Here is a 22969-nt window from a genome sequence, read left to right on the forward strand (position 1 = left end):
TATGAACATAATTGACATAGACAAACTCAACTTATCTTTTGGAACAGGCGCCAGCGAAAGCAAAATCCTGCACGACGTTACTCTTCAGATTCAAACAGGAGAGTCTTTTGGCCTAGTCGGAGAGTCTGGCTCAGGAAAAACAACTGTCTTACGCTGCCTTGCAGGACAATACCATCATTGGTCAGGCCAACTGTCTGTTAATGGAAAACATCTACAGCATAAGCTCGACAAGAAACGCTGTATCGAAATGCAGATGGTCTTTCAAGACCCATACGGATCATTGCACCCAAGGCACAGTATTGAGACAGCATTAGCAGAACCTTTGAAAATCCATAGAATGGATAACAGAGACGAACGCATTAGCTCCATACTCAAAAAAGTAGGTTTGGATGATAGCTACCGTTATCGCTCGCCCCACCAATTGTCTGGAGGCCAACGTCAACGTGTTGCTATTGCCAGAGCCCTGATACTTGAACCAAAGATCCTTTTATTGGATGAACCAACATCAGCGCTGGACGTTTCTGTACAGGCAGAAATCTTAAATTTATTAAAAGACTTAAAAGAAAAAGAAGGGCTCACTTACCTCATGGTTACTCATGATCTAGGTGTGGTGTCTTACCTCTGTGATCGTGTTGCCGTTATGCAGAATGGCCATATTGTAGAAACCATATCATCAGAGGATCTTGCTAGTCATAATGCGTCGGAACCCTATACTAGAATGCTACTTGATTGTTGCTTTCATACCGAAGCCACACTCAACTCTGCGACACTTAGTTCTCCATAGAACGTATAATTGATATATGTAAGCGCTCAGTGAATTGAGCGCTTTTCCTTTAGTTCTTCCCCTTAAACTACCTCCTCCTCACAATTAACTATGTTGTAAAACGTTACGTTGCACATCTCGTTACGCTTAATTGAAAATAAATAGTTAAAAATATTAATAAGAAGCGTTATCATTAGCATCGTTTATTAGCCTACCAACCGCTTCTAGTAGTCTTGATCACTTACTTTCAAGAATGCGCCACAGAAAAAGCTGATGTAGATATTCAATTCAAAGGAATCCATTATGTTACTTAATCGTCCCTCTATTAAGAAAGTCTTACTCTGTGCTTGCCTTTCTGCTTCTGTTAGTGCCTTTGCCAGCGAACACAGTGTCACTACAAAATATGGCGAAGTGAAGGTGAACGATGATGTCAAACGCATAGTAACGCTATCTGAAGATGCCCTAGACAGTGCCATTGCCCTGGGTGTGAAACCTCTAGGCGCAATTGCAACCCGTGGCGGTGATTCTGTCGCTGAATACATTCAAGAACGCACTAGTGGCGTTAATATGGTTGGCACCTCTCGTCAAAACAACTTAGAAGCTATCGCAGCTCAACGTCCAGATTTGATTTTAGCATCGGCGTATTTGCCTCAGGATCAATACAACATCTTATCAAAAATTGCTCCGACCGTTGTTCCTATTTCACCTGGAATGGTTTCTGACAGCTGGATCAGTGTTGCTAAAGTCTATGCTCAAGCGTTAAACAAAAGCGATCAAATGGATGAAATCCTAAGCGACATAAAAGATCGTGAAAATGCATTAAAAGAAGTCATTACCAATAGACTTTCTAAAAACGAACGTTCAGCAACTTTAGCTCGCTGGATGCCCCAAGGCCCTATTGTGATGTCTTCGCAGATCTTCTCTACCGATGTGCTTGCTGCGACCGGATTCATCATTAATGATGCTGGTGTTATCAAAGAAGGCCGCCCACATAGTAGCCCTCTTAGTTTAGAAAACTTAACTAAAGTTGATAGTGCTTGGTTATTCTTGGCAACACTCAATAGTGAAGGTAAAGATGCTTTGGAAGCTGCTAAAACATCGCCGTCTTTCTCTCGCCTTAATGTAGTAAAAGAAGACAAGGTTATCGCAGTAAATGGACAACTTTGGACAAGCGCTGCTGGCCCACTTGCCGCACATGCCATTCTTGATGACATTCAAACAGTGTTTGACCAAAAAATTAAATAATAAGATATCTACTCTAAATGATTAGTTGGTTTCACATACCTCCTGCACAGCGTCCACTATTTAGCTTGTTTGTGCCAGCACTCTTAGTGCTGGCACTTTGCTGTTTCTGTAGCTTATTGTTTGGTGCTGGCGGCTTAAGCCTTCAAGCTTCCTTTCAAACCTTATTAGGCAATGGTTCTGCAGACGACCAATTCACCGTATTTCATTTACGCGCAAACAGAACACTTGTTGGTTTATTTGTCGGTCTAACATTGGGAATTGCTGGCGCGCTTATGCAAGCTGTTGCTCGTAACCCATTGGCAGAGCCTGGTTTGCTTGGCGTCAGTGCAGGAAGCTCTTTTGCCGTTGCCATTACCTTGGTACTAGGTGCAAGTACGGCGACATTAACCGTTGGTATTGCTCAACTTGGCGCCTTGATAGGCTGCATTTGTGTGCTTAGCGTCGCTCGCATGCAAGGACAACACAACGACCCCATTCGACTAGTACTGGCCGGTGCAGCACTTTCAAGCCTGTTACTTGCAGTGACCTCTCTATTATTACTGTTTGACCAAAGAGCCGCCGATGAAATTCGCTTTTGGGTAACCGGTAGCGTTGCAGGCAGAGATACCAACACTCTGTTCTCACTATTACCTTCCATGTTGATTGCTGGGCTTTGTATCTTATACGCAGCAAAGCCGCTTGCGTCATTAGCACTAGGTGAACGAGTTGCTATTGGCTTGGGACACAAACCGCAACGCATCCGCGCTGTTGTCATTGTAGCCGTTGCTTTACTCGTTGGTGGCGCCACCGCGATTGCTGGTCCCGTTGCTTTTATCGGCCTAGTGGTTCCCTTCGCTGCTCGTGCTTTAGTGGGCCCCGATATTCGTCGTACTTTGTGGTTATGTTTACCACTCGGGCCGATTATTGTTATTGCCGCAGACGTTGTATCACGCCTTGTTGCACAACCAGCCGAAATGCCGCTAGGCGTACTAACCGCCATTATCGGCGCCCCAGTACTTTTATTGATTGTGCGCTCACGAAGAATGCCGACATTATGATAAATCAAAGCCTCTCGCTTCCTAATGATGAAGAAGTTACATCTGCACCAAGCGGTCACTGTCTATTGCCTTTAGGCCGAAATGCAATTTTATTGATAGAGAAGCCCGCAATAATACGCAACGCTTGGCTGTTAACCTTGTTGGCTATCGCTTGTATCGCAACCCTTGGTATTGGCACCATGCCTATTTCACCAAAAGAAGTCATTGCCGTTTTATTTGGTCATGGCAGCTCAATGAGCCAATTCATAGTGCAAGATTTACGTTTACCCCGTTTATTAGCCGCTCTATTCACTGGCGCCGCTTTCAGTTTGGCTGGCTGTTTAATGCAAACCATGGCAAGAAATCGGCTTGCGACACCAGGCATTATCGGTATAGATAACGCCGCTATGGCATTCGCTGTGTCTTCGGTGGTTGGTATGGGAATTTCTCTCGCACCTTCCGTGATGGCATTAGCGGGTGCAGCAACGGCAACCGCCTTGGCGTTTGGTTTAGCAGGTGGAAGTGGCACACGAGGATATCGTTTCATCGTTGCGGGTATCGGTATTGGTGCCATTGCGGGTGCGATAACACAATTACTCTTAAGCCAAGTCAGTATAGATGTAGCAAACAGCGCTTACCCTTGGACGGTCGGTAGTTTAAGCGCTCGCGATCCTATGATGGTAAAGGTATTAGGCATTGGTCTAGGCGTTTGCTTAGTTGCTTGCTTACTTTTCGCCTCTCAGTTTGCCTTGATGCCCTTCTCTGACCAAGTAATCACAGCCCTTGGAGCCAATATCAAATCAATTCGGATTATTACGTTAGTCTTGTGTATCACACTAACAGGCCTTGCCGTTGCCGTTGCAGGACCTGTTGGTTTAGTCGCCTTAATCGGCCCTGAAATTGCACGAGTTCTGGCACGCTATCGTGGTATTCCATTAATAAGCTCTGCACTGACTGGCGCCTTAGTAATGATAATCGCTGACCTCTTTGGTCGAACTGTATTATCCCCAATAGAACTACCTGTTGGTATAGTCACTGCCGTTGTTGGCGGCCCTTACTTAATTTGGATACTTGTTCGACGCACTTCAAGGACTTCACTATGACGGCTACGTCTCTACAATTTACACAGACACCTAAAGAAAATACTTACAAAACATCCTTGGCACACCTAGGTGCAGAAAAGCTAACCTTAAAACACGGCAAAACTAGCATCATTGAAAACCTAGATGTTTCGCTACCAGAAGGAAAGGTGACCGCTATTGTGGGGCCAAATGGCTGCGGTAAATCAACATTGCTGAATGGCTTGTCTCGTGTTCACTCACCAAGCTCTGGTGTAGTACTACTAGACGGTAAAGACATTCACACACTCCCTTCTAAAGAAGTCGCGAGGCAGCTCGCCCTCTTGCCACAAGACACACTCGCACCTGACGGCATTACAATCGAAGAACTTATTCGTTTTGGTCGCCACCCTCACCAAAGCTTGTTAAAGCAATGGGCAATGGATGACCAGCAAGCTATTAATTACGCCTTAAACGCCGCAGATTTAGAAGGGCTCAAAGATCGATTGTTAGACACACTCTCAGGCGGACAGCGCCAACGTGCTTGGATAGCCATGTCGATTGCCCAAGAAACGCCATTACTTTTGTTGGATGAGCCTACATCGGCACTGGACTTGGGGCATCAGATTGAAGTGTTTGAATTGATACGACATTTATCCAAACAAGGTAAAACCCTCGCAATGGTGGTTCATGATTTGCCCAGTGCTTGCCGTTATTCAGATCATATTATTGCTATGAAAAAAGGTGAAATCATCACCCAAGGCAGCCCAAAAGAGGTAATGACAAAAGAGCTGGTACGTGAATTATATGGTGTTGAATGCGACTTAATTCCGGACCCAATGACTGGCAGTCCTATTCTCATTAATATGAAGCGAGTTAGAAACTAAATACATACAAAGGCAAAACAGGTACTTCATAGACCTATTTTGCCTCCAAATCACAAACGTAAACCCAGCGGTAAGCTCTCACCGACCAAGGCGTTTAGTTCATCGCTGTTAATCTCGATTTGGCTTTCCAAACGTTCTAACCATTGGGCGGGGCATTTATCTTTTTTGAGTTTATTAGCGACTTTTTTGCGCATAGCGCTCATCTTGTCAGATTCACCAAGGCTGACTTGGCTCATTAAAACAGCGGCCAACCCTGCTTGCTTGCGTTTCTTCCAATCTTCCTTGAGAACCGTTTCTAGTATCGGAAAGAGTTTATCCTCTGCAATTCTTTGCTCTTGCTTGCCAGATAAAAGATGACGAGAAGCAATGCGCCCTATCGTCCACCAAGCGGTATCTGGCTCAGAAGTCTTTTGTAAACGCTTCAGCAACCAATCAATCGTGGTGACTTTATCTTCATTCGACAAACCCTCTAACGCGCCGACCAAACGAATTAAATCATCGCTGGATTTAGTCGTCAGTGCTTTCATCTTGTCACGAGAACGCTGCCCTGTTGGGGAATAGTATTGGCTAAACTGTTTAAACAAATGCGTTTGTTGTTCCACCGATAAGCCACCAGCAATACGACGATATAAGGTCCAATATTGCCCCCATACGGGTGCCGTATCAAACTGAGCGCCAGCTTTAGTAGTATTAACGACTTGTTGAACCCGTGCCAAATCATCCGCGGCACCAAAACCTGGGCGTAAACAATAGCCCATGAGCTGCAACCATTGTCGCTCATGCTGGGCGCTTTTGGTCCGACCCGATTTTACACTTAACAGTTTATCCACCAAACGTCGTGAGGTGGCAAGATTCCAATCATCTCGATTGCCTAACAACTGGTCCAAATCCTGTTTAAGAGATTTCACTAAGTCTGGATTTTGTTTTTGACCCGCACTGGAAAAACACTTAGCTAAATGCTCTTCAGCTTGCCCCATATTGGCATGCAACAAACCACTTTCATCAGCTTGCTCAGTCTCTTGTGAGGAACCCACATGGGTAGAGAAATCCAAACGCCACTGGTCTTTCTGATTATTGGCGTTTAACACCACTTGCAACACACCAACCTCGGTCATTTGCACCGATAGTGTTACCGCGGTTTCTTGGGATTCGATGGAGCCATCTAGCTCTGTCATCAAGGTTGAAATGTAATGCAATCCATTTTGATCACAAACGCTACCGACGACACAATCAATATGGTCATCTGATCGATATAAGGGGAACTGAACTTGCTGACCCAGAGTCACAAAGAACTCTTGTTCCAAGCGGATAATCTCACCTTTCAAGGTGTCTTTTGGCAAGATACCGACGAATTGATCTTCGCCAAGCTTCAAATACAAACTGTGTGCCACGCCACTTTCAATGCGTGTACTTTCGCCTGCTAAAGCGTTCAAATACATGGCCGCGCCTTTGGCAACCGCGTCGTTGGGTTCGTCTGCACTACAAGCCAAAATTGGCTCAGAAGACCAAGTATTGAGCTGCTCTAACAAACGCGACTTCAATATCGGACTATTAAATAAACCACCATTAAACAACACCGCATCAGGCATAGGCGAGCCTGTTGCTGCTTCAATTACAGTTTTATGCTGCTGCAAAAACGCCGCTAAATGACGTGTAAAAGCGGGATCAGATTCGTAAGGCAAACCCAAGGTGTGCATGGCGTAATCGCTCTTTTGCACCTTGTCATCGCTATTCACCATAGGAAAAAAGCCATTGTGAATTTGTTCTAACAAAGCATCTCTATAGACATCAAATTTTTGTGAGCCGCCAATTAAACGACTGCCACCACCAAGAACCGTAATACTTAGGGATTCCGGTGCGCCTTCACCTAACAAGGTTTCTTTTGCCTGACGAGTTTGTTGAACCAAAGCCGCTAAGCGCGTAGCTGACAAGGCAGAAATTTGTTTTGGATCTAACTGAAACGCCAAGGCTTGATCTAGATTATCGCCACCTAGCAATAAATGCTCACCTACGGCAACACGCTTCAGAGATACGCTACTGTTTGAAGGCGCAGACTTGATCGCCACCAAACTAAAATCACTGGTGCCACCGCCGATGTCGACAACCAAAAGCATCTTTTTATTCGCTAACGCAGCGAGCTTTTCGTCATCACTGATGTAGTGGTAACAGGCCGCCTGCGGCTCTTCAAGCAGATATAAATCCTGTAAACCTGCCAACTTCGCCGCTTCTAGTGTCAAAGCTCGCGCCTCTTCATCAAAAGAGGCTGGCAAGGTTAACGCGATGGATTGCGACTCTAGCGGTGCATCCGCAAAGCGATGGTTCCAGCTTTGCTTAATGTGTAATAAAAGAACTTTACTCGCTTCAAGAGGACTGAGTTTCTTTGAGAACTCACTCGCCCAAGGCAAAATAGCGGAGCGTCTATCAACCTGACGATGGCTTAACCAACTTTTCGCGCTTTGTATCAATTGTCCGGCTCGACGCTGGCCTAATGCCAACGCACCAACACCAACAATGCGCTCTTTATCATGATGGCGCCAAGGCAAAACCGGATCGATTTTACCTACCTCATCGGAGGCCAATACATAAATAGCACTGGGCAAATACGCAAACTCTTGCACAGAACCATCCGCCATCACTTGCGGAATGGGCAATAATTCTGGCGCATTTACATTCGAGTCATTTGATACTGGTATATAAGAGACAACACAATTGGTTGTCCCCAAATCAATGCCTACGCGATAAGTAGAAGGAAAAGCCGTCTGCGCCATGTATTAAGACTCCCTGACTTGAAACTCAATAGTCCAACTTAGGTCTGATTGGGTATCGTGTGCTTGTAACAGCAACAGCCCCAATTCAGTAACACGGGCCGTCAGATAGACTCGCACCATATCGCCAGCTTGATAATGACCTGCGTCTAATCGTACCGACAAAGGGTTCAATTCATTTAGCTGGGGAACAGAAAACGAAGCAATGACCTTACCTACCGATTCCACATTGCTGTTTTTCGATTGGAAGAAACGGAATGTCACACTTTCGCCAACCACAAGAGAAAACTCGTTCGGCAACATTTGCTCTTCTGAACCTTCCTCCAACCCAAATGATGCCACACAAATAGCATCCACAGGAGGTGCCATTCCAGGAATCGCTGGCATTGGACTAGCAACGCCAATGTAGTAGTTTGCCGCTAGGCCACTTTTTACTTTAACGCCGCCTTCAGCTTGCACTTGGGCATAATATGTCGCGCCTTTAGCAACCGCATGGTCCAAATGAGACGGCGTTAACACAGTTAATTCGCGGCCACTCAACGACTCGGCCAGCATAGAAGCCAAACGGGTTTCTAGGGTATTGCGAATGACACTGGCATTGAACACACCACCGTTTAACAACACCTTGCTTGGTTTCACATCATGCTGAGCTAAGAATTCGCTGATGTGGCGAGTGATCGCTGGATCACCTTCGTAATCCAAGTTAATCGCACTGAAACCACTACGTGCTGTTTTTTGAGCTTGATCACCTAATTGAACTTGTGGAAAAAAGCCATCAATCAAAAGCTGTTGCACATCGTTCTGCGTCAAGGTTGCTTTGATGCTGTTATTAAACAGACTGCGACCACGACTAGGCACAACAACGCTCACGTCGCCTAAATCCGCATTGGTTAACAAACGTTCTTTTGCTTCTCGGCAAGCTTGGGTCAAACCGCTAATTTGCCAAGGCTCAAGATTAGTGCCGTTTTGCGCTAGCTGAGCAGCCAAATGGTAAGTCAGCGTCAAATCCATATTGTCGCCGCCAAGAAGAATATGACGACCCACAGCGACACGCTCTAGACCAAGCACTCCATCTTGCTCTACCGCTTGGATTAACGATAAATCTGTTGTACCACCACCCACGTCGACAACCAAAATATGCTCATTGACATCTAGGCTTTCAGCCCAGCTTTGCTGATCACTTAACCAGGCATAAAATGCCGCTAACGGCTCCTCAATCAAACGAGCACGCAAACCGACTTTCTCAGCGGCTTGTTCAGTAATAACACGAGCAGCGGGATCAAATGATGCCGGCACGGTAATAACAAGAGTTTGCTCGGCAATTGGCGCATCAGGGAATTGATGGTCCCATGCACTAACCAAATGCGCTAACAAGGTTTCTGTCACCTGCGCTGGAGACACTTTTTCTACTTCTTCAAGCGCATCCACAGGTAATACCGCTTCATCAGCACTCACGCGAGAATGGCACAACCAGCTTTTAGCACTCTGTACCAATCGACCAGAAGATTTCGCACCCAACTCACGCGCCAGCTGTCCGACAACAAAATCCGCTTTGCCCCAAGGAAGCTGTAAATCGCTCTCTAAAAATTCACCTTGGTGAGGAAAATACACAAAAGAAGGAAGTAAAGGACGAGCATCCACTTGACCTGCCGCGATAAACTGCGGAATCGCCAATTGTTGAATACGCCCTACTTGATCTGATTCGGTTGCCATTTGGCTAGATGGCGAATAATAGACAGCCGAATGCGTGGTACCTAGGTCGATACCAATGAAATATTGACTCATGAGTTATACCTCGATTTCAGCTGGCGCTAGAATATTTAGGCTTTCTGTATTGGTTACTTTTGGCAGACGCGTTTCCGTCACTTTCCAACCAGGATGAATCAGCGTGCCAGAGTATGGGCCATCACCCTCCACTCGACCTTCAAGCTTGATCTGCTTGGAATCGTAACCAGATGGCACTTCTACACGGCTATTTTCCGCGGCGCTATTCACAGCATCTAGAGACACGACATCGATGGTAAAATGTTGCTTCAATACTTTAGAGCAACCAGCGTGAATTTGGCGAGACGCCGCCCCCACATCCGCATCGCTGTAATCATCAATGCTTTCTTGGATGAAATCGATAAAGCGCGCTTCTTGTTGTAACAGTTGTAGTAACTGGTGCGCTCCGTCAGCGTTGACTGTATCCAAAACAGGTGCAGCGACTTCGATTTCACGAATCACTTCCACTTCTTCTGTTATGACTTTAGGCTCGACTTCGAAGGCAAATTGCTCGCCTTGATCAACCGTTTGACAGCGAGCGGCATAGTCGCCGCTCCCCATGTATTTAAAGAACTGACCAAAAGCGCCAAAAAAGCGCGGTATAAATGAAACTGGTTTAATTTTATTCGTCATAATCTACCCGTTTTGCGCAATTTAACCGTTTTGCATTTCTTCAAGCTCTAACCAACGCTCCATGGTTGTTTCAAGCTCTTCTTCTTTATGCGCTAGTTTTGCTAAAGTTTTCTGAACCTTATCCGCATCCTCGGTATAAAACTCTGGCGCGCTAGTGGTGACATGCAACGCGGCGATCTCTTCTTCCAACTTCGCGATGGTCGCAGGCATATTGTCAAATTCGCGCTGCATTTTATAGCTTAGCTTCGCTTTTGGTTTCGCCTGCATAGAGGTTTTTTTATCCTCTTCGACTTTTTTTGCGTCTGCTTTGGCTTTTTCTTTTTTAGTTGGTATGTCGTCAGTTTGCGATGTAGATTCTGTTGGGAATTTACCACCTTGACGAATCCAGTCTTGATATCCACCAACGTATTCTTTCACTCGGCCTTCACCTTCAAAAGCAATTACGCTGGTGACCACGTTATCTAGAAAAGCACGGTCATGGCTTACCAATAACAAGGTGCCATCGTAGCTCATTAGAAGCTCTTCAAGCAGCTCTAAGGTTTCCACATCAAGGTCGTTGGTTGGCTCATCCATGATTAATAGATTGGCTGGGCGAGTGAATAACTTCGCTAGCAATACACGATTTCGCTCACCACCAGACAATGCTTTTACTGGAGTACGGGCGCGCTCAGGCGGGAAAAGGAAATCACCAAGATAGCCAATAACATGTTTGTTCTGACCGTTGATTTCAATAACGTCTTTACCTTCACCAACGTTTTCCGCAACCGTTTGTTCTGGATCTAGTTGCTCACGCAGCTGATCGAAATACGCTACGTTAAGTTTCGTACCTTGACGCACCAATCCGGTTTCAGGCTCAAGATCCCCTAATAGAATTTTAAGGAAGGTACTTTTACCGCAACCATTTGGCCCAATCAGACCGATTCTGTCTCCACGGTTTACCACGAAGTCCATTGGTTGCAGAATCACTTTGTCTTCAAATGAATGACCAACTTGGGTGAATTCAGCTACCAGCTTGCCAGACTTATCTTTGGTCTCAATCGCCATTTTGGCATTGCCTTGGCGATTAATACGTTCAGAACGTTCTTCACGTAAGGCTTTCAAAGCACGAACTCGACCTTCATTACGGGTACGACGTGCTTTAATACCTTGGCGGATCCAGACTTCTTCTTCTGCAAGGCGCTTATCGAACAAGGCGTTTGCACGCTCTTCTTCTTCGAGCATCTTCTCTTTAAAAGCAAGGAAAGCGGTGATGTTGCCGCTGAAGGAAATAAGATTACCGCGATCTAGTTCAATGATACGGTTAGCCAATTTCTCTAGGAAACGACGATCATGGGTAATAAATAAGATCAAACCGCGGAATTGCTGAAGCTGTTGCTCCATCCATTCGATTGTTGGTACATCCAAATGGTTAGTCGGCTCGTCTAGTAGCAAGACATCTGGGTTAGAAATTAGTGCCTGCGCTAAGATAACGCGACGACGCCAACCACCAGACAATTCAGACATCAGCTTATCAGCAGGCAAGGCCAAACGCTGAATCATGTGATTCACACGTTGCTCTAAATCCCAGCCTTGAATTCGATCTAATTCAGTCTGAATATCACTTAATTCATTGGCGTGATCATTCTCGAAATCTTCTAATAACTTGAAGTAGCGAATCATTAACGAATGCGCTTCACCGGCGCCCTCACTGACCACTTCACGAACGGTTTTTTCATTCGCATCAGGCAATTCTTGTGGAAGCTGACCAATAGTCATGCCTCCTTCTAAGCGAACAACGCCTTCATCGGCAACTTGTTCGCCTGAAATGACTTTTAACAGTGTCGATTTACCCGCACCATTGCGACCGATAATTGCAACACGCTCTCCAGCTTCGGCTGAAAAACTGATTTTTGACAGCAGTGGATTATGCCCAAAAGCAACACTGATCTGTTCTAACGACAATAGACTCATATCTATCCATATAAAGTAAAAATTTTGTGGCGGTATAGTATCATCCTTCTAACCGAAGGTTCAGCAAATAGACGAGACTAGCGATTAAAAAGAAACAGTTTTTTGTTGGTTAAAAATATTTTTAGCAACTTTGATCATAAAATGAGGGTGTAATATTGCTATTGTCTGCGCAAGATTTAATCTAAAACGCTTTCTTCCTTATTATTTACGCATATACTAACCCCACATAATGATAATTTTTATATTTCACGGAGTGTCAAATGGAGCTTAAAAGCAAGGTAGGGCCAATAACAGCAGTGGTCGTTGCCGTCGCAACCGTAACTTGGATGATTGCAGGAGGCAATGGAGTTACGGTTAGCCCAACAGGAAAAACCCCAAATGAGAATACTGTTTCTTCACAGTCAACAGAAAGTAAGCTAGCTTACCCAGTTCAAGCCAAAACCCTTATCACCAAAACGATTGAAATGCATTTGCCGTTAAGTGGAAAAACCTTGGCTGATGAAACACTTCAACTTATAAACACATACCCAGGCCGAATTACGAAGCTCCCCGTCGAAAAAGGTCGCTTTATAAAAAAAGGCAGCTCAATCCTGCAAGTTGATACTCGAACCTTAAAAGCACAAATAGAACAAGCTGGGCTACTAATAAAGCAGAAACAACTTGAACTTGATGGCATCAGAAAACTAAATGCAGGCAATTTCACATCGAAAGTCAATTTAGCCCAAGCCGAAACGGATCTAGCCTCGGCAAAAGCGACCAAAGAAGCCCTATTGATTGATTTAGAAAATGCGAATGTAACAGCGCCCTTTTCTGGCATATTGAACACATTGAACGTACAAGAAGGTCAAGTATTAGCGGCTGGCGCGGCTATCGGCACCTTAGTTTCTGTGAATCCAATTAAAGTTAGCGTGAATATTCCACAAAATAAAATCCAGTTTATAAAGCTAGGCACCCAAGGTAATATCCGTCTCGAATCTGGCTATGAAGCACAAGGTTTTGTTTCCTATATCAGTACCACGGCTAACGAATCCAGCCGCACCATCAGTGTCGAGATGCAAGTAGACAATCCAGATAATGCTATTCCTGCAGGTTTAACGGCTGCTGTAGATTTCGTTTTAGATGAACAAAGAGCTCATGCCTTCTCTCCAGCGCTTCTTACCTTAGATGACTCAGGCAGAACAGCCATAAAAACCATCAGTATAGACAATACGGTTGTTGTATCAACTGTCGAAATCATTAAATCAGAACGCGACCAAGTTTGGGTTCGCGGCCTCCCCGACAACGTGAACATTATCACCGTCGGACAGGGCTTTGTGTCTGCGGGCGATAAAGTCGAAGCCCATTACCAAAACTAAGGAGGCCCAATATGCAAACATTGATTGAGGCGGCCTTAGCTCGCTCTCGTACTGTAATGATGTTTTTCGTCCTCATACTTATTATGGGTACGGTTTCTTACATCGAAATTGCCAAGGAAAGTGATCCTGATATCACCATACCGATGGCCTATGTATCAGTATCGCTGGAAGGCATCTCGCCTGAAGACGCAGACAGTTTATTAGTTCACCCTCTGGAAAAAGAATTAAAAGGCTTAGAAGGGTTAAAAGAACTCAAATCTACAGCCTCAGAAGGCCATGCATCAATCATGCTGGAGTTTGAGTCTGGCGTCGATATTGACCAAGCCATTAGCGATGCTAAAGATAAGGTAGATAGAGCCAAAAGCGAATTACCTGATGATGCCGATGAACCGACTGTCACAGAAATCAACCTTTCCACCTTCCCAGTATTACGTGTCAATTTATCGGGTAATGTCAGTTTCGCGACACTGAGTCGTACGGCAAAAAACTTACAAGATTCTATTGAAGCAATTGATGGTGTACTAGAAGCTAAGATCAGTGGTGACCGTGACCAAGAAGCTCAGATTATTATTCGTCCCGAACAGCTTGAATCCTATAATTTGTCCTTATCAGATGTCGCCAACTTCGTTTCTGGCAACAATAGATTGGTGGCCGCTGGGAATTTAGACACTGGGGCTGGACGTTTTTCACTGAAGGTTCCCGGTCTACTGAAAACCAAGGAAGATATTCTTAACCTTCCAATCAAAGTTGACGGAGATCAAGTTGTCTTATTAGGAGACATAGCTACTGGCGAACTGACTTTTGAAGACCCAACAAGTTACGCCAGAGTCGAAGGCAAACGTAGCATTACGCTTGCAGTCTCTAAGCGTGTTGGCGTCAATATCATTAACACCATTGAAGCGGTAAAAGCAGCGGTTAAGAGTGAAAGCGAACAATGGCCAGATGGCATCGAATACAACTTAACTGGTGATAAATCCACAGACATCGAGACCTCTCTAAACGACTTATTTAATAACGTTCTCGCGGCCACCCTGCTAGTAATGATCGTTATTGTATGGGCTCTTGGAGTGCGAAGTGCTTTTTTAGTCGGCCTAGCCATTCCCGGGGCCTTTCTATCTGGTATTTTAATACTCGATTTGCAAGGTTACACCATCAACATGGTTGTGCTTTTTGCCTTAATTCTCAGTGTTGGCATGCTCGTTGACGGGGCCATTGTTGTGACTGAGTATGCCGATCGAAAACTAGCTGAAGGCGCATCCAAGCGACAAGCCTATAGTGAGGCCGCAAAACGTATGGCATGGCCTATCACAGCCTCTACAGCGACCACATTAGCGGTATTCATGCCATTACTTTTCTGGCCCGACATAGTCGGAGAATTTATGCGCTTCATGCCTATTACCATCATAGCGACACTGGCTTCGTCTTTAGTCATGGCGCTAATAGTATTACCGACCATCGGCTCTATCATTGGTAAAAAAGGTGCCTATACAGAAAAAACCATGCGCGCACTGCGCATCACAGAAACAGGTGATTTGTCCGAACTTACTGGTCCAACAGGCTTCTATGGCAGAATGCTGACTCGTTTAGTGGAGTACCCAGTTTGGGTGCTATTGTTCACAATAGTGTTACTCTTCACTATTTTTGCCAGCTATGGCAAGTTTGGTAAAGGCGTTGAATTTTTTCCTAATATCGAACCTGAATCAGCTAACCTAGATATACGTGCCCGCGGCGATCTATCTTTAGAAGAAAAAGACGCATTAGTGAGACAGGTAGAAGAGCAAGTTATTGGTACACCAGCACTAAAAAGTGTTGTTGCAACAACATATGCCACACCAGGCAACAATGCTGCACCTGATAGCATCGGCTCTATTACCATGGAATTTACTGATTGGTACAAACGAGAATCCGCTGGCGTCATATTGGACCAAATAAGGGAAAGAACGAAACAAATCCCTGGCATCGAAATCAGCGCAGAAAAAGAACAAGGCGGCCCCCAATCAGGTGCAGACATTCAGCTACAGCTTAATTCAAACTATTCTGAAGCCCTCAACCTTGCTGCTGATGAAATTAGTAAACAGCTTTTATTAAGAGATGAAATCATTACGGTCAGTGATGACAGGTCTCTCGCTGGCATTGAATGGCGTATTGATATTAATCGCGAAGAAGCAAGCCGGTACGGCGTCGACGTCAACAGCCTTGGTAATGTTATCAAACTGGTTACCACAGGTATAACTTTAAGTGACTTTTTACCAGAAGGGGCTGATGACAAAATTGATATCGTTTTACGCTATCCAGTGAATCAACGTAGTCTAGATCAACTGGATCAGCTACAGATTCCAACGAATCAAGGCAGTATTCCAGCCAGCAACTTCATTCATCGATATGCCGCACCTAAGCAAGGTGTGATAAATAGAACCGATGGAAAGAAAACCATTAAAATCGATGCCGACGTGAAAGACGGCTTAGTGGTTGATGAAGTAATTAAAGCCATCAAAGTAAAACTAGATGCCGCCGGTATAGATAAATCCGTCAGCTATGAGTTTCGGGGCAACACTGAAGACCAGCAAAAATCCATGGCTTTTTTGATCAAGGCATTTGGTGTTGCGTTTTTCATCATGGCGATCATTTTGGTGACTCAGTTTAATAACTTTTTCCAATGTTTATTAATCCTGAGCGCGGTAATCTTTTCGACCATGGGTGTATTCATTGGACTTATGGTCAAAGGGCAACCGTTCGGCATTGTAATGAGTGGTGTCGGTGTTATCGCTTTGGCAGGGATTGTTGTTAACAACAATATCGTTCTAATCGATACTTTCAACGGTTTGCGCAAGCAAGGCATGATGGTTCGCGAAGCGGCCATCAGAACAGGCGTTCAACGATTAAGACCGGTTATGTTAACCACCATTACCACTATTCTTGGGCTTGTCCCCATGGTGTTTCAGCTCAATATCGACCTAATTCATCAATCCTTCAGTATTGGCGCGCCATCGGCCCAATGGTGGACGCAATTATCCACTGCCATCGCCGGAGGCCTCACCTTTGCAACGCCATTAACGCTTATTTTAACGCCTTGTTTATTAGTTCTGGGCTATCGTAGAAAAGAACAAAAGCGACTGCAAGCCTTGGAAGGACAAACGGTAGAGCCCCAGCCGTCTAAAAATACGCCCCTGAAGGAAGGAAGCCAAGACAGCGAAATTTAACAGGGCAAACACAAAGCCTCAGCAAACAAAAAAGCGGACTCAGAAATTACTCTCAGTCCGCTTTTTTATAAGCCAATATTTATAACGAAATATACTAGGCCAACTGATCCAGCGCCACTTTAACATCGGCAATGATGTCATCAATGTCTTCTAAACCAACGGACACACGAATCAAGCCTTCAGCAATTCCAGCTTTGGCTTTTTCTTCATCCGTCAAACGACCATGAGTGGTTGTCGCAGGATGTGTCACCAAGGTTTTGGTATCACCCAAATTTCCTGTAATCGACATCAATTTAGTGGCATTAATAACAGACCAAGCTGCTTTACGGCCACCTTCTACTTCAAAGGACAACAAACCACCAAAATCTTTCTGTTGCTGTTTAGCAAGTTCATGGTACTTGTGGCTCGGCAATCCGCCATAATTGACTTTAAGTACTTTAGGGTGCGCTTCTAAATATTCCGCCAACTTCATCGCGTTTGCAGAATGAGCAGTCATACGCAATGACAAGGTTTCGAGGCCATTTAATAGCACCCAAGCATTGAAGGGGCTCATGCATGGACCAGCACTGCGCATAAAGGCAGTGAAAACATTGATGATCTCTTGACTAGCAATTAAAGCACCGCCCAGACAACGACCCTGGCCATCAATAAACTTAGTGGCTGATTGCATGACGATATCAGCACCTTGCGTCAAAGGATTCTGCAGCGCTGGTGTCGCTAAAACGGTATCAACACACAACAATGCACCTTTCGCATGCGCCAATGCCGCTACACGAGCAACATCAACCACTTCATAAAGCGGATTGGAAGGCGTTTCAAAATAACAAAACCGTGTATTTTCGTTAATTGCTTCTTCCCATGCGGCATAGTCAGTCGCATCGACATAAATAACTTCGACACCAAACTTGGTGGTGTAGGTATTAAAAAACTTAACCGTTGAACCAAAAATATTACGTGAACACACCACACGATCACCAGCCTGCAATAAGCTATATGCCAACGTCATTAACGCCGCCATACCAGAACTTGTCGCAATCGCTGCCTCACCCTTTTCAAGCGTCGCTAGGCGCTTCTCAAACAGCTCAACCGTCGGGTTAGTAAAACGAGAGTAAACATTACCGTCCTGATCACCAGAAAACTTTCCTGCCGCCTCTTCAGCACTCGCATAAGCAAAGCTCGAGGTCATGAAAATGGCTTCGCTGTTTTCTTGTTCTTGCGTTTGACGAATACCTGCACGAATCGCATTCGTTGCATCTTTATAATCTGCCATTACTTCACTCCAAGCCACTTTTCAAAATCATTTCCCAAAAACAACTAAGCCAGGCGTGACCTGGCTTAGCTTTATCCGTCACGAGATCATGCAAATATTACATAGGGTGCATCATATCGCTAGCTTCTTGGTCTTCAACCGAAGCCTTATTTAAATCATTACGCGCACCTTCAATGCCTTCCAAATAGGCAGCATCAATATTGCCCGTAATGTATTTTGCATCAAACACAGAGGTATCAAATTCACGAACATCAGAATGCTTTTCATCGATACATGCATCGATCAAATCTTGCAAATCTTGGAATATTAATTTGTCCGCTCCAATTAATTCGCAGATTTCATCAACATTGCGATTATGCGCAATAAGTTCTTTCGCCGCTGGCATATCGATACCGTAGACGTTCGGATAACGAACTTCTGGGGCGGCTGATGCGATATAGACTTTCTTCGCACCGGCTTCTCTCGCCATCTCGATAATTTCTTTACTCGTGGTACCACGAACAATAGAGTCATCAACTAGCAAAACGGTTTTATCTTTAAATTCAAAAGGCACAGGATTAAGCTTTTGACGCACAGACTTCTTACGAATAGCCTGACCCGGCATGATAAATGTACGACCGATATAACGGTTTTTAACCAAACCTTCACGGAACGGTATATTTAATGCCTGTGCGATTTGTAACGCAGCGGTACGGCTTGTATCTGGAATCGGAATAACCACATCGATATCATGATCTTTCCATTCACGCTGGATTTTCTCAGCAAGACGATCGCCCATGTTAATACGCGCTTTATAAACTGAAATACTGTCAATAACAGTATCAGGACGTGCAAAATAGACGTATTCAAACAAACAAGGACGCGCTACTTTTTTCGGTGTGCACTGACGCACATGAACATTGTGGTTTAAGTCAAAAAAGATCGCTTCGCCTGGTTGGATATCACGCTCAATTTTGAAACCTGCCGCATCCAATGCAACACTTTCAGATGCAACCATGTATTCAATACCAGAATCGGTTTGACGTGAACCATAAATCAATGGACGAATACCATCAGGATCACGAAAAGCCAAAATACCGTAGCCTGTTATCAAGGTAACAACTGCATAACCACCTTCAATACGCTTATAAACACGCTCAAGCGCATTAAAGATATCTTCTGGTGTTGGTACCAGTTTTCCTTCTTCATGAAGCTCATGAGCCAATACGTTTACCAAGACTTCAGAATCAGAAGTGGTATTGATGTGGCGCAAATCAGATTCAAATACTTCACGCTTTAATTTGGCGGTATTTGTTAGGTTGCCATTGTGCGCAAGTGAAATGCCATAGGGAGAGTTAACATAGAAAGGTTGAGCTTCAGCTGAGCTAGAAGTACCTGCCGTTGGATAACGGACATGACCTATACCTATGTTACCGTGTAGTTTTTTCATATGACGAGTGCGAAAGACCTCACTCACCGGACCATTGTCTTTGCGTAAGCATAAACGTCCGTTATGGCTTGTAACCATACCCGCAGCATCTTGCCCACGATGCTGAAGAAGGGTTAACGCATCAAAAATTGCTTGGTTAACCACAGACGTGCCTACGACACCAACGATACCACACATGTTCTAGATCCTCGTGTTGGGGAATTGCGACAAACGCCGCAAAGGTTCTTTATCTATTTGGCTGCTATATAAATAAGCAACTAATTTCCAAGGGCGCGGTCAATGAGAGTCGAATCCATAAGATCCGAGCTCTTGCCTAACATATCACGCGTCCAGTCATTCAATTGACCCAATTGAGGGATCAATTGTGAAGTTTTCCAAAACTCTGTTTTTTCTATCGCTGGACTCAAGCTCAATAAAGAAACAAAAGCCACAACAATCAAGCTGCCACGAGCAAAACCAAATAGCATGCCCAGCACTCTATCCGTACTTGTCAAACCCGTTACTTGGATAAGTGATCCCAATAAAAAGCTAACCAAGACCCCCACTACCAAAGTAGCTATAAATAGAGATACAAAAGAAACGATATAGCGAATCTGATCATTTTGAACCTGATCAACTAGCAGCGCTTGCATCTGATCAGAGAACTTAACTGATACGACAAAAGCAACAACCCAAGTCAAAAGTGATAAGACTTCTTTTACAAAGCCTCTCTTCAAACTCAAAAGAGTAGAAAGTACCACTACTGCAATGATCAACCAGTCAATGGTCGACATTGAATTTACTTGCTCCATGTACACCTCTAAAAATCGCCGCAAAGTTTAACAGACACCTGTAATTTTCCAAATACAGAGACATCAAACCTCAAGCTAATTCACTGAATATTTAACGACAATGCCGTTTAAGCTAAATTTCTTCTTGATCTCGTCACGCATTTTTTCAGAGGTCTCTCGTTTGAACTCAGGACCAACATAGACTTTATAAAGTGAATTAGTCGTCAAACTGTATGCATCGTAATTAGCACCTTTAAGCTTATCGACTAAACGAACTGAATTGTCTTTACTTTTAAACGTGGCAATCTGAAGGGTCCAACGCTCAGCTACTGGAGCAGGCGTTGTTTTTTCAGCGGGCTCTTTCGCAACAGGCTTGGGTTCAGGTTTAGCATCTGACTTAGCAGAAACGGTTGATTCCGCTTTGCTAATTTCTGAAACATCTTTCGCAGATTGAGGAACAGGAATCAAACGAATATCTGATGCGGCTTTGTCTTCACCAACTGACTTTTCAATTGGCAAGCTATCGACAGACTGAACAGGAGCGATTTCGACAACAGGAAACGCGGGAGGTGTCGTGACTTGAACCTGAACATCTAATTCTGCAGGACGCTCGCCATCTAAAATCAATGGCAATACAATCGCTGCCGATAACACCATAATACCGGCACCAATCAGTCTATATGTAACTGTTCTATCTATCATAAATCACTCTTTTGATTGATTAAGCGCCAAATAATCTGACACAGTTACAAACGAACCAAAAACAATCACCGAACGCTGATCGGCTTCAGCCTTGACTAAGGCCGCACTTAACGCATCACTGACAGAATTAAACGCCATAGCACTTAAACCAAGACTTGGTGAGCTGTGCGCAATATGCCTGATCAGTTCATCGGCCTTCGCGCCTCTTGGACCCGCTAAATCACTACAGAACCAGTCAGAAAAACTGTCCGCTAGATGCACCATCACACTTGCAACATCTTTGTCTTTCAACATACCGCAAACGGCGACAGGCTTACGTGGCAAGGTACTAATGCGGTTAGCAAGCTCAATGGCGGCTTCAGGGTTATGAGCGACATCAATATACACATCAGGAGAAGTGGCAACTTTTTGGAATCGGCCCATTAGTTGAGCTTTACTAAATAAATCAACTAAATCTGCATGCGCAGGAGAAAGCCCCATATAAACCAATACTGCAATCACTGTGGCGGCGTTTTGTAGCGGCAGAGACGGAACCGGTAAGTTCTCAAAATACACATCATTACCGGACCAAGACCAGGAATTCTGATCCAATTCAAAATTGAAATCTTGCCCTTTCTGACGTAAGTTTGCCCCTATTTCTAAAGCGGTACTAGCAATAGTACTAGGAGGGTTAACAACGCCACTGATGAGTAACTTACCTTTTCTTGCAATACCTGTTTTTTCTTGAGCAATAACATCTATGTTATCGCCTAGCCAATCAAAATGATCTAAAGAAATAGAGCTCACTACAGCGACATCTGTATCGATCATATTAACTGAATCTAAACGCCCACCTAATCCAACTTCCAGCACCCAATAATCTAACTTAGATTGGTCAAAAACCCATAAAGCGGCAAGTGTACTGAATTCGAAATACGTTAAGCTAATTCCTTCACGTGCAGCTTCTACGGCCTCGAAAGCTCGACATATAACATCGTCATCACAAGGAGAATCGTTTAATGCTATACGCTCGTTGAAAGCAAGAAAATGAGGGGAAGTATAAGTTCCAACAGAATAACCTTGTGAACTCAGATACTGCGTCAGCATGGCACAAGTTGACCCTTTACCATTAGTTCCAGCAACAGTGATCACTTTGCACTTAGGTCTAGATAAGTTTAACCGAGCTAATACGGCACTCCCTCTGTTAAGACCTAACTCTATTTCAGAAGGATGCTGGCCCTCAATATATGAGAGCCAGCTAGCTAATGACGTTTGCGCCATTTAATTAAGCAACCTTATTTTCAGTAAGCAAAGAAAGTATATTGAATAAGCGATTACGCATTTCATCACGTTTGATAATCATATCCAACGCGCCTTTATCCAATAAAAACTCACTACGTTGGAAACCTTCAGGCAATTTTTCACGAACCGTTTGCTCAATAACGCGTGGACCAGCAAAACCAATCAAAGCGTTTGGCTCAGCAACGTTTAAATCACCTAACATGGCAAGAGAAGCAGATACACCACCGAAAACTGGATCAGTCATGACAGAAATATAAGGAATGCCCTCTTGCTTCAAGCGCTCCAAACCGGCACTTGTTTTTGCCATCTGCATCAAGGAAATAAGCGCTTCTTGCATACGTGCACCACCACTGGCAGAGAAACATACAAGCGGAATGCGTTTTTCTAAACAAACATTAACGGCTTGAATAAAACGCTCACCTACGATTGCGCCCATGGAACCGCCCAAGAAACTAAATTCAAATGCAACAGCGACCACGGGCATGCCATTTAAAACACCTTGCATCGCAACCAAAGCATCTTTCTCACCAGTTGCTTTTTGAGCATCTGCAATACGGTCTTTATAACGCTTTGAGTCTTTGAATTTTAATTTGTCTTCAGGTTCAAGATGGGCACCAATCTCATGACGCCCTTCTTTATCCAAGAAAATATCTAAGCGACGACGAGCACCTACACGAAGGTGATGATTACATTTTGGACATACATCTAGGTTTTTTTCCAACTCTGGACGATACAAAACGTTTTCACATTTTGGGCATTTTTTCCAAAGACCTTCAGGTACACTACCAGCAGTCGCACGCTTTGATTCACTGCGCACAATGGAAGGTACAAATTTATCTAACCAGCTACTCATTTACTTCTCCAAATTTCTCGTTTGCTGC

The 22969-nt window shown here is 44.4% G+C and carries 17 protein-coding genes; 7 read left to right on the forward strand and 10 right to left on the reverse strand.

Annotated elements, in window-relative coordinates:
* Window position 1 precedes the first annotated feature (1 nt).
* From KDW99_RS11170 to KDW99_RS11190, 5 genes are all read left to right on the forward strand, one after another.
* Entirely contained in the window at window positions 2-784 is a 783-nt protein-coding gene (locus KDW99_RS11170) for an ABC transporter ATP-binding protein (RefSeq protein WP_255824860.1), read from the forward strand.
* 282 nt (window positions 785-1066) lie between these two features.
* Window positions 1067-2008, forward strand: a complete 942-nt coding sequence (locus tag KDW99_RS11175; protein ID WP_255824861.1) for an ABC transporter substrate-binding protein — start codon at window positions 1067-1069, stop codon at window positions 2006-2008.
* Between the two features lie 17 nt (window positions 2009-2025).
* Window positions 2026-3045 carry a FecCD family ABC transporter permease gene (locus tag KDW99_RS11180; RefSeq protein ID WP_255824862.1) on the forward strand — a complete coding sequence of 340 codons (1020 nt, stop codon included), beginning with the start codon at window positions 2026-2028 and terminating at the stop codon, window positions 3043-3045.
* The gene (locus tag KDW99_RS11185) at window positions 3042-4127 is read left to right on the forward strand and encodes a FecCD family ABC transporter permease (RefSeq protein WP_255824863.1); all 1086 of its coding nucleotides are present in this window, start codon (window positions 3042-3044) and stop codon (window positions 4125-4127) included. The genes KDW99_RS11180 and KDW99_RS11185 overlap by 4 nt, the downstream gene beginning before the upstream one ends.
* Entirely contained in the window at window positions 4124-4969 is an 846-nt protein-coding gene (locus KDW99_RS11190) for an ABC transporter ATP-binding protein (RefSeq protein ID WP_304941358.1), read from the forward strand. Before KDW99_RS11185 ends, KDW99_RS11190 begins: the two co-directional genes overlap by 4 nt.
* A 50-nt stretch (window positions 4970-5019) precedes the next feature.
* On the opposite strand, the gene KDW99_RS11195 is transcribed toward KDW99_RS11190, so the two are convergent.
* From KDW99_RS11195 to KDW99_RS11210, 4 genes are read right to left on the reverse strand one after another with little or no spacing between them, the layout of a single operon-like run.
* Window positions 5020-7737 (reverse strand): hsp70 family protein, encoded by a 2718-nt coding sequence (locus KDW99_RS11195; RefSeq protein ID WP_255824864.1) that lies wholly within the window; start codon window positions 7735-7737, stop codon window positions 5020-5022.
* Between the two features lie 3 nt (window positions 7738-7740).
* Window positions 7741-9519, reverse strand: a complete 1779-nt coding sequence (locus KDW99_RS11200) for an Hsp70 family protein (RefSeq protein WP_255824865.1) — start codon at window positions 9517-9519, stop codon at window positions 7741-7743.
* Window positions 9520-9522: 3 nt separating this feature from the next.
* The gene (locus tag KDW99_RS11205) at window positions 9523-10131 is read right to left on the reverse strand and encodes a DUF2760 domain-containing protein (RefSeq protein ID WP_113915722.1); all 609 of its coding nucleotides are present in this window, start codon (window positions 10129-10131) and stop codon (window positions 9523-9525) included.
* A 21-nt stretch (window positions 10132-10152) separates the two neighbouring features.
* Complete coding sequence (locus tag KDW99_RS11210) at window positions 10153-12081, reverse strand: ATP-binding cassette domain-containing protein (protein ID WP_255824869.1); 1929 nt, start codon at window positions 12079-12081, stop codon at window positions 10153-10155.
* A gap of 260 nt (window positions 12082-12341) precedes the next feature.
* Between KDW99_RS11210 and KDW99_RS11215 the strand changes: the two genes are divergently transcribed.
* Window positions 12342-13436 carry an efflux RND transporter periplasmic adaptor subunit gene (locus KDW99_RS11215; RefSeq protein WP_255824870.1) on the forward strand — a complete coding sequence of 365 codons (1095 nt, stop codon included), beginning with the start codon at window positions 12342-12344 and terminating at the stop codon, window positions 13434-13436.
* A gap of 11 nt (window positions 13437-13447) precedes the next feature.
* Window positions 13448-16636: an efflux RND transporter permease subunit gene (locus KDW99_RS11220; protein WP_255824871.1), complete on the forward strand. Its 3189-nt coding sequence runs from the start codon at window positions 13448-13450 to the stop codon at window positions 16634-16636.
* Window positions 16637-16730: 94 nt separating this feature from the next.
* Here the strand turns inward: KDW99_RS11220 and KDW99_RS11225 are convergent, their stop codons facing one another.
* The 6 genes from KDW99_RS11225 to accD form a co-directional block, all read right to left on the reverse strand.
* The gene (locus tag KDW99_RS11225; RefSeq protein WP_255824872.1) at window positions 16731-17906 is read right to left on the reverse strand and encodes an O-succinylhomoserine sulfhydrylase; all 1176 of its coding nucleotides are present in this window, start codon (window positions 17904-17906) and stop codon (window positions 16731-16733) included.
* Between the two features lie 97 nt (window positions 17907-18003).
* On the reverse strand, window positions 18004-19512 hold the full coding sequence (gene purF / locus KDW99_RS11230) for an amidophosphoribosyltransferase (protein ID WP_255824873.1): 1509 nt from the start codon (window positions 19510-19512) through the stop codon (window positions 18004-18006).
* An 80-nt stretch (window positions 19513-19592) separates the two neighbouring features.
* The gene (locus tag KDW99_RS11235) at window positions 19593-20126 is read right to left on the reverse strand and encodes a CvpA family protein (RefSeq protein WP_255824874.1); all 534 of its coding nucleotides are present in this window, start codon (window positions 20124-20126) and stop codon (window positions 19593-19595) included.
* Window positions 20127-20201: 75 nt separating this feature from the next.
* A complete protein-coding gene (locus KDW99_RS11240; RefSeq protein WP_255824875.1) occupies window positions 20202-20807 on the reverse strand; it encodes an SPOR domain-containing protein in 606 nt (201 codons plus the stop codon).
* 3 nt (window positions 20808-20810) lie between these two features.
* Complete coding sequence (gene folC / locus KDW99_RS11245) at window positions 20811-22067, reverse strand: bifunctional tetrahydrofolate synthase/dihydrofolate synthase (RefSeq protein ID WP_255824876.1); 1257 nt, start codon at window positions 22065-22067, stop codon at window positions 20811-20813.
* A 4-nt stretch (window positions 22068-22071) separates the two neighbouring features.
* Entirely contained in the window at window positions 22072-22941 is an 870-nt protein-coding gene (accD, locus tag KDW99_RS11250; RefSeq protein WP_255824877.1) for an acetyl-CoA carboxylase, carboxyltransferase subunit beta, read from the reverse strand.
* Window positions 22942-22969: the final 28 nt, after the last annotated feature.

Origin of the sequence: Marinomonas rhizomae, assembly GCF_024397855.1 — a bacterium.
GTDB classification, from domain to species: domain Bacteria; phylum Pseudomonadota; class Gammaproteobacteria; order Pseudomonadales; family Marinomonadaceae; genus Marinomonas; species Marinomonas rhizomae_A.

What these genes read in the sequence shown, in the direction of transcription:
- KDW99_RS11175 (WP_255824861.1), top strand. Translation starts at nt 1,067, where the DNA reads ATGTTACTTAATCGTCCCTCTATTAAGAAAGTCTTACTCTGTGCTTGC.
- folC (WP_255824876.1), bottom strand. Translation starts at nt 22,067, where the DNA reads ATGGCGCAAACGTCATTAGCTAGCTGGCTCTCATATATTGAGGGCCAG.
- KDW99_RS11180 (WP_255824862.1), top strand. Translation starts at nt 2,026, where the DNA reads ATGATTAGTTGGTTTCACATACCTCCTGCACAGCGTCCACTATTTAGC.
- KDW99_RS11210 (WP_255824869.1), bottom strand. Translation starts at nt 12,081, where the DNA reads ATGAGTCTATTGTCGTTAGAACAGATCAGTGTTGCTTTTGGGCATAAT.
- KDW99_RS11215 (WP_255824870.1), top strand. Translation starts at nt 12,342, where the DNA reads ATGGAGCTTAAAAGCAAGGTAGGGCCAATAACAGCAGTGGTCGTTGCC.
- KDW99_RS11195 (WP_255824864.1), bottom strand. Translation starts at nt 7,737, where the DNA reads ATGGCGCAGACGGCTTTTCCTTCTACTTATCGCGTAGGCATTGATTTG.
- KDW99_RS11190 (WP_304941358.1), top strand. Translation starts at nt 4,124, where the DNA reads ATGACGGCTACGTCTCTACAATTTACACAGACACCTAAAGAAAATACT.
- KDW99_RS11205 (WP_113915722.1), bottom strand. Translation starts at nt 10,131, where the DNA reads ATGACGAATAAAATTAAACCAGTTTCATTTATACCGCGCTTTTTTGGC.
- accD (WP_255824877.1), bottom strand. Translation starts at nt 22,941, where the DNA reads ATGAGTAGCTGGTTAGATAAATTTGTACCTTCCATTGTGCGCAGTGAA.
- KDW99_RS11200 (WP_255824865.1), bottom strand. Translation starts at nt 9,519, where the DNA reads ATGAGTCAATATTTCATTGGTATCGACCTAGGTACCACGCATTCGGCT.
- purF (WP_255824873.1), bottom strand. Translation starts at nt 19,512, where the DNA reads ATGTGTGGTATCGTTGGTGTCGTAGGCACGTCTGTGGTTAACCAAGCA.
- KDW99_RS11235 (WP_255824874.1), bottom strand. Translation starts at nt 20,126, where the DNA reads ATGGAGCAAGTAAATTCAATGTCGACCATTGACTGGTTGATCATTGCA.
- KDW99_RS11170 (WP_255824860.1), top strand. Translation starts at nt 2, where the DNA reads ATGAACATAATTGACATAGACAAACTCAACTTATCTTTTGGAACAGGC.
- KDW99_RS11185 (WP_255824863.1), top strand. Translation starts at nt 3,042, where the DNA reads ATGATAAATCAAAGCCTCTCGCTTCCTAATGATGAAGAAGTTACATCT.
- KDW99_RS11240 (WP_255824875.1), bottom strand. Translation starts at nt 20,807, where the DNA reads ATGATAGATAGAACAGTTACATATAGACTGATTGGTGCCGGTATTATG.
- KDW99_RS11220 (WP_255824871.1), top strand. Translation starts at nt 13,448, where the DNA reads ATGCAAACATTGATTGAGGCGGCCTTAGCTCGCTCTCGTACTGTAATG.
- KDW99_RS11225 (WP_255824872.1), bottom strand. Translation starts at nt 17,906, where the DNA reads ATGGCAGATTATAAAGATGCAACGAATGCGATTCGTGCAGGTATTCGT.